Genomic DNA, 8,945 nt, shown 5'->3' on the forward strand with positions numbered 1-8,945 from the left:
TTGCGCCGACGCGCCGGTGGCGGCGAGTGCGGCCGCCAAACCGATTGCGATTGAAATCACGCGCATGATACGCAACTCCCACTGTTCGAAAGAACGGCCTCTCCCGGCCATCTCAATTCAGGTTGCAAGAAGTTCAGCTTGCGTTGGCTGCCTCAGGAGATATCTCGCTCGGGAACGCTTCAAACGCATCCCCGATGTAGGCGTCGGTATATTCAGGTGTCGTGCCCCCTACACGCGACGCCAAGGTGAGGCGCGACCACCTCTCCGCTTCCGCAAGCCAAAGAACCTTGCTGTCAGGTTCGCGCCTCGCGAGTTGTCTGCAAAGCGCGGCGCGCGCACTAAACTCCAGAGGGCTTGTCATCGACACCTCCCTGCCCGAGAGTACGACTAGATTATATCTAAGCCTGTAGGGCGCCGGCCATTTTGATCTACATCAAAGGCATGCGGCGGGGTCGCAGAATTACGCCGTCGCCGGAATCCGCGAGCAATCCCGATTGGGTGGATACCTTTTTCGCGCGCCGCTCAGCAGCCGCGGCAGATATTTTTGATCTTGGCGTCCAATCGCGCGTTTTCTTCGGCGAGCAGATCGGCCGCCTGGCCCGGTTGCGCCGCAGGCGCCGGGGATGCGGCGGCAGGCTTGACCCGACCGGCCGGCGGCGTGGACTTGTCGTAACAAGCGAGGCGATCGCTCGACTTCGGGATCGACTGGCAGTCCGCGGCTTGAGCGATCGCAGGCCCAAAAAGTGCGGAAAGCGCGACCAACAGCGCGACAGATTTCATCGTCATTCTCCAAGAAGGAATCAGCGATCATACTGCGCGAGATGATCGCGGGGGCTGTTGATCCAGCGCAAGCGATGGAAACGCCCGCAAGCGCGATACCCTTGCATGGGCCGGCTTGCGGTCGCGGGATCGATCTGGTTAGCTCAGTGCGCCAATTCATGCCGGGGAAACGAAAGAGTGGCGCTCAGGAACGTCGTCGGAATCGATCATGCCGTCATCATGGTCAAGGATCTCGACAAGGCAGCCGAGACTTGGAAGCGGCTGGGATTTACGGTATCGCCGCGCGGCACGCACAGCGCGCATATGGGATCGGGCAACTACACCATCATGCTCGACCCGGACTACATGGAATTGCTCGGCGTGCTCGTTGAAACCGAACATAATGCCCCGGCGCGCGCCTTTCTCGCCAAACGCGGCGAAGGCATCGAACGCATCGCGTTCACGGCACTCGATGCCGCCGCCGGCGCTGCGGAAATCCGCGCGCGCGGCTATGAGCCCGTGGGCCCGACCGATTTCGAACGGCCGGTGACGATGCCGGACGGCCGCCTCTCGGCGGCCAGGTTCACGACCTTTCAATGGCCGGTTGCCGAGGCGCCGGGCGGGGTCCGTATTTTCGCCTGTCAGCACAAGACGCGGGAAACCGTCTGGATTCCGGAGCTGATGCACCACGCCAATGGTGCGAAGCGTCTGCGGCAGGCGCTGATCGTTTCACCGGAGCCCGCCAAGGATGCCGCCCACCTCGCGCGCATGATCGATCGCGAGGTCAGGACCGGGCCCGACGGCGCGGTCGCGGTGCCGTCCGGTTCGGATCGCGCCGATTTTGTCTTTCTCACCAGGGACCAGTTGGGCCGGCGATACCCCGAAGTCTCGCTGGCGGGGTTGCCGGAGCGCGGCGGCGCGGGCCTCGTGATCGCGGCATCCGATCTCGCTGCTGCCGAGAAGGCATTTGACAGCGCGGGCGTCCGCAGCGGGGGCGCGGTTTGCGTCGCTCCGGCGGCGGCGAACGGAACGCTGCTCGCCTTCGTCGCTGCTTAGCGTTACACAGCCGGCCGCCATCCGCGGCTGCTAACCGGACAGAAGCGGCGTCCGAGGCTCGATTCACCCCTGCGGCTCGAGCACCATCAGGCCCGACGCCGTATTCGAGATCGGAATGTGGTAATTGGCGTGCCGCTTGTGCACCTTCTCCGGCAGCGTGCCGCGCGCGACCACCCAGTTCAGCAGTTCGACGCCTTGCGTGCCTGAAAGCTCGACCAGCTCGGTGGTCGAATATTTGGTTGCCCAAGCCGGCTCGGAGACCATGCTGTCCATGAACTTGAGGTCGAAATCCTTGTTGATGAAGCCGGCGCGCTCGCCGTCGAGCTGGTGCGACAGGCCGCCGGTGCCCATGACGACCACCCGCTCGTCGTCCGGCCACGAGGCGATCGCCCGCCCGATCGCCTGGCCGAGCCGGTAACAGCGCGCCGCCGAAGGCAGCGGCCCCTGCACGGTGTTGACGCATACCGGGATGGTGCGCACCGGCCATTTCATGTCGGGCCAGCACAGCGCCATCGGCAAGGTGAAGGCGTGGTCGACCACCATTTCCTGGCAGGTCGTCAGATCAAAATCCTCGGCGACCAGGGATTCGATCAGGTGCCATGACAGCGCCGAATCGCCGCGGAACGGCGGCACCGTCGGGATGCCCCATCCCTCGTCGGCGTTGCGGTATTGGTCCGCCGCGCCGATCGCGAAGGTCGGCATCTTGTCGAGGAAGAAGTTCAGTCCGTGATCGTTATAGACCAGTACAATGACATCGGGCTTGACCCGGGCGAGCCATTCGCGCACCGGCGGGAAACCGTCGAAGAAGGGTTTCCAATACGGATCGTTCTGCAGGCCCTTGGCGATGGCGCCGCCGATGGCGGGGACATGCGAGGTGGTGATGGCGCCGAGGATTTTCGCCATGGCTTATCTCCCCGCCGCCAGAAGCTTGGCCTTGAACTCGTCCTTGGTCAGGCCGGTTTGCTGGGCGCCGATGTCCTGCATGTCGAGGCCGAATATCCCGGCGAATTTTGCCAGGTAATAGGCGTTGCCACCGGCTTCGATCAGCTGCAGCACGTTGCGGTTGCGAATGGCCTCGCGCTGCTGCGGATTCAGGCCGTATTTGGCGCAATAGGCGTCCTCGTCCGCGACGAAGGCGCGCCGATTGGCGGCGTCGTTGAACGAATAGCACATCTTGTTCAGCGCATAGCCTTTGCGGGCCTGCTCGCCGTCGAAGATCGTGGTCCCGGGCACGGGCTGTCGCCTGGAGCTGGGCATGGCCTCTCCTCTTGCAGGATTATTTTTGGTGATTTTTGCAGATCGTAGGCCGGCGCGATTTGTTCTGGATCAATTCGAAGCCGGCCGGACCCCATCGCTAGAACGGCAATCCGACATAGTTTTCGGCCAGCGAGCGCTGCGCGGCCTCGGAGGAGAACAGATACGACATATCCGTCTCCTGCAGTCTGTCGTCATAGGGAATGTTGTCCGGGAACCGATGCAGCAGCATGGTCATCCACCATGAAAACCGCTGGGCCTTCCAGACCCGCGCCAGCGCCTTTTTCGAATAGCCGTCGAGCCCGGCATCGTCGCCTTTCTTGTAGTGATCGACCATGGCGTGATAGAGATAATAGATATCGGATGCGGCGCTGTTGAGCCCGCGGGCGCCGGTCGGCGGCACGATATGGGCGGCGTCGCCGGCAAGAAACAGCCGGCCATAGCGCATCGGCTCCGCCACGAAGCTGCGCAGAGGCGCGATGCTCTTCTCGATCGACGGGCCGGTGGTCAGGCTGCTCGCGACCTCGGCAGGCAAACGGCGCTTGAGTTCGGCCCAGAAGGCATCGTCGGACCAATCTTCCGTCGTATCCGTAAGCGGCACCTGGATGTAATAGCGGCTCAGCACTTGTGATCGCAGCGAACAGAGCGCAAAGCCGCGCTCGTGCTTGGCGTAGATAAGCTCTGGCGAAACCGGCTTGGTGCGGGAGAGAACGCCGAGCCAGCCGAAGGGATAAACCTTCTCGTATTCCCGTAGCACATCCTTCGGGATCGATTTGCGGCTGACACCGTGAAAACCGTCGGCGCCGATGACGTAGTCGCAGTCGATACGGATGATGCCGTCGCCGTCGCGATAGGTCACATAGGGCTTTTCGGTGTTGAGGTCGTGGGGGGCGACATCCTCCGCATTATGGATCACCTTTCCGCCCAACCGGTCGCGGGCGTCATAGAGATCGCGCGTCAATTCGGTCTGGCCGTAGACGACGACCGAACTGCCGCCGGAATACTTCTGCAGGTCGATGCGATCCATCACCCCATCGTGGGCGATATGGAATCCGTTGTGGATCTCGCCCTCGCGGTCCATGCGCTCGCCGCATTTCGCCTCGCGCATCAATTTGGCAAAACCGTGCTCCAGCACGCCGGCGCGAATTCGCGCCAATACATATTCGCGGCTGTACTTTTCCAGCACCACGGTTTCGATGCCCTGCAGATGCAGGAGCTGGGACAGCAGGAGCCCCGACGGCCCGCCGCCGATGATGCAGACCTGGACTTTCATCTGGTTTCCTCTCCTGACGTTTCCATGCCGAGCCGGCTATTCTTTGCTTGGACAAATTTATCGGAATTTCCCGCTTCTCAAATGGATAGACCGCGCAAAAACTTGTACAATTCAAACATGACCCAGACGATTTCGCACCGATCCATCCAGACCTACAATCTGTTCGGCGAGGCGCGCGACCTGCCCGACGTCGTGCATTGCGAGACCATTGCCGCGCGCTCCGTGCTGCACCAATGGGAATTCGCGGCGCACCGCCATGCCCGGCTGCACCAGATTCTCCTGATCGCGCGCGGTGGCGGACAGGCGACGCTGGAGGGACGCGTCCACGCGTTGCGGCCGATGCGGGTCGTCAACGTACCGGTCGGCCACGTTCACGGCTTCTCCTTCACCCGGGGAACGCAGGGCTGGGTGCTGACGGTCGCCGCCGAGATGCTGGATGAAGTGCTGACGCCATCGGAGGGATTGCGGCGCGTGCTCGCGCAGGCGACCGTGATGCGGGGAACGCCGCAGATGAGCAGCACCATGGCGCAGATCTTTGCCGAATTCGCCGGCCGGCGTTTCGCCAGAGCCCATCTCCTGCGTGCCTTGTCAGCGGCCCTGATCGGCCTGGTTGCGCGCGGAATGGCGGGACAGCAGAATCCGCCGGACGACGTGTTGAAAGCCGATCTGTTCCGGCGCTTCGAGGCCCTGCTCGAACAGCACTTCCTCGAGCACTGGACAGTGTCGGATTACGCGAAAGCGCTGTCGATCACGCCGACGCATCTGAGCCGCCTCGCCCGTTCGGCAACCGGGCACGCGGCATCGCACCTGATCCTCGACCGGGTCATTCGCGAGGCCCGGCGCAATCTGGTCTACACCAACCTGCCGGTCTCGACCATCGCCTATGCGCTCGGCTTCAACGACCCGGCCTATTTCAGCCGGCTGTTTTCAGGCGCGACAGGTCTGTCGCCCCGCAGCTTTCGCGACAAGATTCACAAGGCCGCATAGCACGTCAGCGCGCGAGGCCTGCGATCGTTTCTGACAATGGTTCGCAGTTGCGCGATTTGCGCGGATCATCCTTCAAGTTAACGTACCGAAAATGTCTAGCTGCGATTCGTCGCTTGTCATCATCGCGCGAGCCTGGAGGGGCCCAATGGCAAAGGAACGCAAATCCGCCGCGGCTGAAGGATCTGTGCTGCGTGACGCCAGGGAAATCACCGCCGTCGAGCAGTATTGGCACGCGGCCGAACAACCAAAATCGCGCAAGCCTCCCAGGGACTACAACTACGTCGATGAGCTCGCCCATCTGCAGTTCGAACTCATCAAGCTGCAGGAGTGGGTTCGGCTGCAGGGCCTCAAGGTTGCCGTCCTCTTCGAGGGCCGCGACGCGGCAGGCAAGGGCGGGGTCATCAAGCGCATCACCGAGAGTCTGAATCCCCGGATCTGCCGCGTCGTGGCGCTCGGCACGCCGACGGAACGCGAACGCGGCCAATGGTACTTTCAACGCTACGTCGCCGAGCTTCCGACACGCGGTGAAATCGTCCTGTTCGATCGCAGTTGGTACAACCGCGCCGGGGTCGAGCATGTCATGGGTTTCTGTAACGATGACGAGTATCAGGAATTCCTGCACTCCTGCCCGATTTTCGAGGAGATGCTGGTACGCTCTGGCATCTATCTCATCAAGTACTGGTTCTCGGTCAATGACGAGGAGCAGGAGCGGCGATTCCAGGAGCGCATCCGAAATCCGATCAAGCGCTGGAAGCTCAGCCCGATGGACGTGGAGTCGCGCAAGCGCTGGGTGGAATATTCCAAGGCCAAGGACGTGATGTTTGCGCACACCGACCGCAAGAAGACCCCATGGCACGTCGTCAACGCCGACGACAAGAAGCGGGCCCGACTCAACTGCATCCGGCATCTGCTCAATCAAATTCCCTACCGGGACATGAGGCCGGTCGAGATCGAGCTGCCGCCGCGCCAGTCGGATACGGGCTACAAGCGGCCGAGGAAGTCGACCCAGCGCTTCGTCCCCAAGGTCTATTGAGCAGACTGCGCTTCACGGCGCGGCTTCGTGACGCCGGGTGCGCCGGCGCCATATGAACCGCAACGCCGGTTTCATCCGGCGTTGAGTTGCTGCTCCAGATCGTGCAGCACCCGATAGCACGGCAGCACCTGGGCGACGCTCGAGTTGGGCTCGCGGCCCTCGCGGATCGCGGCGAAGAACTCGCGGTCCTGCAGCTCGATGCCGTTCATGGACACGTCGACCTTGGAGACGTCGATCTTCTCTTCCTTGCCGTTGAAGAGGTCGTCGTAGCGGGCGATGTAGGTCCCGGTATCGCCGATGTAGCGGAAGAAGGTGCCGAGCGGGCCGTCATTGTTGAAGGACAGGCTGAGCGTGCAGATCGCGCCGTTGGCCGCCTTGAGCTGGATCGACATGTCCATTGCGATCCCGAGCGTGGGGTGGATCGGCCCCTGGACCGCGTTGGCCTTCACGATCGGCGAGCGCGCCTGGTAGGCGAACAGGTCCACCGTATGCGCGGCATGGTGCCACAAAAGGTGGTCGGTCCAGCTGCGCGGCTGGCCCAGCGCATTCATGTTCGAGCGGCGGAAGAAGAATGTCTGCACATCCATCTGCTGGATATTGAAGTCTCCGGCGACGATCTTCTTGTGCACCCACTGATGGCTGGGATTGAAGCGGCGGGTATGGCCGCACATCGCGACCAGCCCGGTTTGCTTCTGCAGATCGACGACGGCCTGCGCGTCGCGCAAGGAGTCGGCGAGCGGGATCTCGACCTGCACGTGCTTGCCGGCCTTCAGGCAGGCGATGGATTGCGCCGCGTGCATCTGCGTGGGCGTACAGAGAATGACCGCATCGACCTCCTTGAGCGCGAGGCTGTCGGCGAGATCGGTCGCTGCATGCGCGATGCCGTATTTGGCGGCGACTTCCCTGGTCGGCTCCAGCCTGCGGCCCACCAGGGACACGACCTCGACGCCGTCGATGTTCTTGATGCCGTCCAGATGCTTGATGCCGAACGCACCGGCGCCGGCCAGCGCCACTTTGATGGTCTTGGTCACGTCAATTGTTCTCCAGAATCAGATGGCCCACGGCGGTGTTGCTGGCGGGCACATGATAGAAGCGGTGCCGCACCGTCGGCGGCTTGCCGCCATTGACGTCGTTCATGGCGCCGCGGGCGATCAGCCACATCACCAGTTCGATGCCTTCGCTGCCGGCCTCGCGGACATAGTCGATATGCGGCATGGCGGCGAGCTTTTCGGGCTCGGCAATCAGCCGATCGAGGAAGGCCTGGTCCCACTCCTTGTTGATCAGGCCGGCGCGCGGCCCCTGCAGCTGGTGGCTCATGCCCCCGGTGCCCCAGATCTGCACGTTGAGCGGCTCGTCATAGGACTCTATCGCCTTGCGGATCGCCTTGCCGAGCATGTAGCAGCGCCGTCCCGAGGGCACCGGGTACTGCACCACATTGACCGCGAACGGAATCACCGGGCACGGCCAGGCCTGCGGCTGGCCGCACATCAGGCTCAGCGGCACCGTGAGGCCGTGGTCCACGTCCATCTTGTTGACGATGGTCAGGTCGAAATCGTCCTGGATCACCGACTGCGCGATGTGCGCCGCGAGCCTTGGATGGCCGATCACCTTCGGCACCGGGCGCGGGCCCCAGCCCTCGTCGGCCACCGCGAACTCGGGCGCCGTGCCGATCGCAAACGTCGGGATGATGTCGAGGCTGAAGGCGTTGGCATGATCGTTGTAGACGAGAAAGATGACGTCCGGCTTCTGGTCCTTCAACCACTGCTTGGAGAAGTCATAGCCCTTGAAGACCGCCTGCCAATAAGGCTCGCCGGTCTTGCCAAGGTCGAGCGCGGCGCCGACGGCCGGCACGTGCGAGGTGTAGACGCTCGCTGAGATACGGGCCATCACTTCTTCTCCCCAATGTAGCGGTTGCCTTCGATCGGGCGGCCGCCGCCGACCATCATGTTTCGGTATTCCTCCTCGCTCAGGCCGGTCATGCTTCCGGCCATCTGCTGAAAGCTCTTGCCGTCGGTCGCGCCGATCTTGGCGAGGAAGTAGATGTTGCCGCCGAGCGCGATGCAGCGGTTGAGGTCGCGCGCGAGCACGGCCTTTTTCTGCTCCTCGCTCATCGGCCATTCGTCGAGATAAGCGCGCTCATTGGCTTTGAAGCGGGCGCGGTTGTCCGCCTTCATCAAGGACATGCAGAACTGGTTCAGATGATAGCCCTGGCGCGACATGTCGGCGTCGAAGATCGTGGTGCCGGGTACATCCGTGTAGGGTTTGTCGAGTGACATGGGATCGTCTCCTCAGGATTGTTCAGGCCAGTAAAGCCGCATCGGATTGTCCACCAGCAGCTTGCGTTGCAGCTCCGGTGTGGTCGCAATGTGCGGAATGAAATCGACCAGCAGGCCGTCGTCGGGCATGTGGTCCTTCAGGTTGGGGTGCGGCCAGTCGGTGCCCCAGAGCACGCGGTCCGGGAAAGTCTCGACGATGCGCCGGGCGAACGGGATCACGTCGCGATAGGCGTTCTGCTCGCCGTTCAGCGCGGGCGGACCCTTGACCGACAGCCGCTCCGGGCAGCTCACCTTGGACCAGACGTTC

At 62.8% G+C, this 8,945-nt stretch carries 11 protein-coding genes; 3 read left to right on the forward strand and 8 right to left on the reverse strand.

Features of this window, described 5'->3' with window-relative positions:
* Positions 1-522: 522 nt before the first annotated feature.
* On the reverse strand, positions 523-780 hold the full coding sequence (locus QZ213_RS19635; RefSeq protein ID WP_291687757.1) for a hypothetical protein: 258 nt from the start codon (positions 778-780) through the stop codon (positions 523-525).
* A 177-nt stretch (positions 781-957) separates the two neighbouring features.
* Between QZ213_RS19635 and QZ213_RS19640 the strand changes: the two genes are divergently transcribed.
* Positions 958-1,815 (forward strand): VOC family protein, encoded by an 858-nt coding sequence (locus tag QZ213_RS19640; protein WP_291687758.1) that lies wholly within the window; start codon positions 958-960, stop codon positions 1,813-1,815.
* 63 nt (positions 1,816-1,878) lie between these two features.
* On the opposite strand, the gene QZ213_RS19645 is transcribed toward QZ213_RS19640, so the two are convergent.
* The 3 genes from QZ213_RS19645 to pobA all read right to left on the reverse strand — a co-directional run bounded on the left by QZ213_RS19645 (position 1,879) and on the right by pobA (position 4,342).
* The gene (locus QZ213_RS19645; protein ID WP_291687759.1) at positions 1,879-2,718 is read right to left on the reverse strand and encodes a class III extradiol dioxygenase family protein; all 840 of its coding nucleotides are present in this window, start codon (positions 2,716-2,718) and stop codon (positions 1,879-1,881) included.
* 3 nt (positions 2,719-2,721) lie between these two features.
* On the reverse strand, positions 2,722-3,072 hold the full coding sequence (locus QZ213_RS19650; protein WP_291687760.1) for a protocatechuate 4,5-dioxygenase subunit alpha: 351 nt from the start codon (positions 3,070-3,072) through the stop codon (positions 2,722-2,724).
* Between the two features lie 97 nt (positions 3,073-3,169).
* Positions 3,170-4,342 carry a 4-hydroxybenzoate 3-monooxygenase gene (gene pobA / locus QZ213_RS19655; protein ID WP_291687761.1) on the reverse strand — a complete coding sequence of 391 codons (1,173 nt, stop codon included), beginning with the start codon at positions 4,340-4,342 and terminating at the stop codon, positions 3,170-3,172.
* Positions 4,343-4,459: 117 nt separating this feature from the next.
* Between pobA and QZ213_RS19660 the strand changes: the two genes are divergently transcribed.
* Together QZ213_RS19660 and ppk2 are read left to right on the forward strand one after the other, a co-directional pair.
* Positions 4,460-5,329, forward strand: coding sequence for a helix-turn-helix domain-containing protein (locus QZ213_RS19660; RefSeq protein ID WP_291687762.1), 870 nt, complete (start codon positions 4,460-4,462; stop codon positions 5,327-5,329).
* Positions 5,330-5,474: 145 nt separating this feature from the next.
* Positions 5,475-6,362 carry a polyphosphate kinase 2 gene (gene ppk2, locus QZ213_RS19665; protein WP_291687763.1) on the forward strand — a complete coding sequence of 296 codons (888 nt, stop codon included), beginning with the start codon at positions 5,475-5,477 and terminating at the stop codon, positions 6,360-6,362.
* Positions 6,363-6,433: 71 nt separating this feature from the next.
* Here the strand turns inward: ppk2 and QZ213_RS19670 are convergent, their stop codons facing one another.
* From QZ213_RS19670 to QZ213_RS19685, 4 genes are all read right to left on the reverse strand, one after another.
* Positions 6,434-7,393: a Gfo/Idh/MocA family oxidoreductase gene (locus QZ213_RS19670; RefSeq protein WP_291687764.1), complete on the reverse strand. Its 960-nt coding sequence runs from the start codon at positions 7,391-7,393 to the stop codon at positions 6,434-6,436.
* A 1-nt stretch (position 7,394) separates the two neighbouring features.
* Positions 7,395-8,249 carry a class III extradiol dioxygenase subunit beta gene (locus QZ213_RS19675; RefSeq protein WP_291687765.1) on the reverse strand — a complete coding sequence of 285 codons (855 nt, stop codon included), beginning with the start codon at positions 8,247-8,249 and terminating at the stop codon, positions 7,395-7,397.
* The gene (ligA, locus tag QZ213_RS19680) at positions 8,249-8,638 is read right to left on the reverse strand and encodes a protocatechuate 4,5-dioxygenase subunit alpha (protein WP_291687766.1); all 390 of its coding nucleotides are present in this window, start codon (positions 8,636-8,638) and stop codon (positions 8,249-8,251) included. Before ligA ends, QZ213_RS19675 begins: the two co-directional genes overlap by 1 nt.
* Before the next feature lie 12 nt (positions 8,639-8,650).
* Positions 8,651-8,945 (reverse strand): amidohydrolase family protein (locus QZ213_RS19685; protein WP_291687767.1); only part of this gene is annotated, 295 nt, incomplete at its 5' end.

It is taken from the genome of Bradyrhizobium sp., assembly GCF_017881085.1.
GTDB lineage: Bacteria > Pseudomonadota > Alphaproteobacteria > Rhizobiales > Xanthobacteraceae > Bradyrhizobium.